Below are 1,441 nucleotides of genomic sequence, written 5' to 3' on the forward strand. Positions count from 1 at the left end.
GATGCCGCCGGCGATCGGGGCGATGGCGCCCGTCGCCGCCGCCACCGCGGCTTCGCGCGCCGCGCGGCCGGCCTCCGTCAGGTAGACCAGCTTGCCGCGGCCGTCGCGCGGGTCGGGGCCGACCCGCACGAGGCCGCGGGCCTCCAGCCGCTGGATGGTGTTGGTCATGGCCGGCCGCTCCACCTGCACCGCGCGCGCGATGCGCGCCAGGCTGCGCCCGTCGCCGAGCCGGACGAGGTGGTTCAGCACCACGAAGTGGCTGGCGCGCAGCCCTTCCGGCAGCACGCGCTCCAGCCGGTTGCGGGCGAGGTGCTCGATGATCGAGATCTCGTTGAGGACGGCGAAGATCGGCGGGTCAGGTGGCACGGATCCTGGTCTCGGCGCGCCAGCGCGGGGTCGGCGGCACCGGGTCAGCATAGCCGAGGCGGCCGAGCATCTGCAGCGTGCCCCCGGATGCGGCGAGCAGGGCGTGCATCTCGCGGAACGGCCCGGCGACCTCGGGGAATTCCTGTAGCGCCTGGCTGATCGGGTGCAGGGCGAGGCCGGCGGCGGTGGCGGCGAGGTTCAGGCGCAGCCAGTCCCGCCCGGCCGCGAGCTGCTCCGCACGGCCGTTGCCGGGCGTGGCGAGCCAGACATAGGCCGGGGTGGCGGCCAGCATCGGCGCGTAGCGCTCCATCATCACGCGGTAGCCGGCGCCGCCCGGCAGCATGCTCTCCCGCGTGACCTGGCCGGCGGCGATCGCCTCCTCCAGCCCGGGGCCCCAGAGGCTGATGCCGTCCGGGTTCGCGGCGACGGCGGCGCGGCCGAGGCGCATCAGGTTGACGGATTCGAGGTGCGCCGCTTCGGTCGCGGCCTCGATCTGCCAGGATCGCCAGGCGATGTCGCGGATCGCAACCACCTGGTCGGGCTGCGCGGTTCCGCCGAAGCGCACCGGCGCGGCGGTGGCGGCCGCCAGCGCCTGCATCGCCTCGGCCGGCACGGGCCGCGCCATGTCGAAGGGCCGCTTGGTGGAGCGGCGTGCGCCGGCCTGGGCGAAGAGCGGGTCCGGCTGCGCGCTGCCGGGTGCCCCGAGGCGGAGCAGCGCCACCGGGCGCGCATCCAGCCGGGGCTGCGGCTCGCCTTCCGGGAAGGGAATGACGGTCACGGCGCGCCCCGCCTCCATCGCGGCCAGCCGGAACAGCTCCACGAAGGCGCCGAGGCCGATGGTGATCTGGCGGTCGAAGGGGTCGGTGACCGGCAGGCGCCGATCCAGGTCACAGCGCAGGACCATCGTGTCGGGCTCGGCGGCGGGAAGCTCGGCGATCCAGGGCTGGCGGTTGTGAGGGTTGGGGGCGAGGACGGCCCAGGCGGCGGCGCGCACGCGCGGATCGGGATGGGCGGCGGCGGCCGGTGCCTCGGCCCAGGGCGCCAGCGGATCGGGCCCGGCGTTGCGCAGCGCCTG

General features: G+C 76.1%; 2 protein-coding genes. Both read right to left on the reverse strand.

All coding sequences use genetic code 11. The features are described from left to right. Positions 1 to 366 (reverse strand): MarR family winged helix-turn-helix transcriptional regulator (locus tag OZN99_RS31455; RefSeq protein ID WP_270939125.1); only part of this gene is annotated, 366 nt, incomplete at its 3' end. Beyond that, a partial coding sequence (locus OZN99_RS31460) for an Acg family FMN-binding oxidoreductase (RefSeq protein ID WP_270939126.1) occupies positions 356 to 1,441 on the reverse strand: 1,086 nt, incomplete at its 5' end. The genes OZN99_RS31455 and OZN99_RS31460, both read right to left, overlap by 11 nt.

Source organism: Falsiroseomonas oryzae, assembly GCF_027856955.1.
In the GTDB taxonomy this organism is placed as follows: Bacteria; Pseudomonadota; Alphaproteobacteria; order Acetobacterales; family Acetobacteraceae; genus Falsiroseomonas; species Falsiroseomonas oryzae.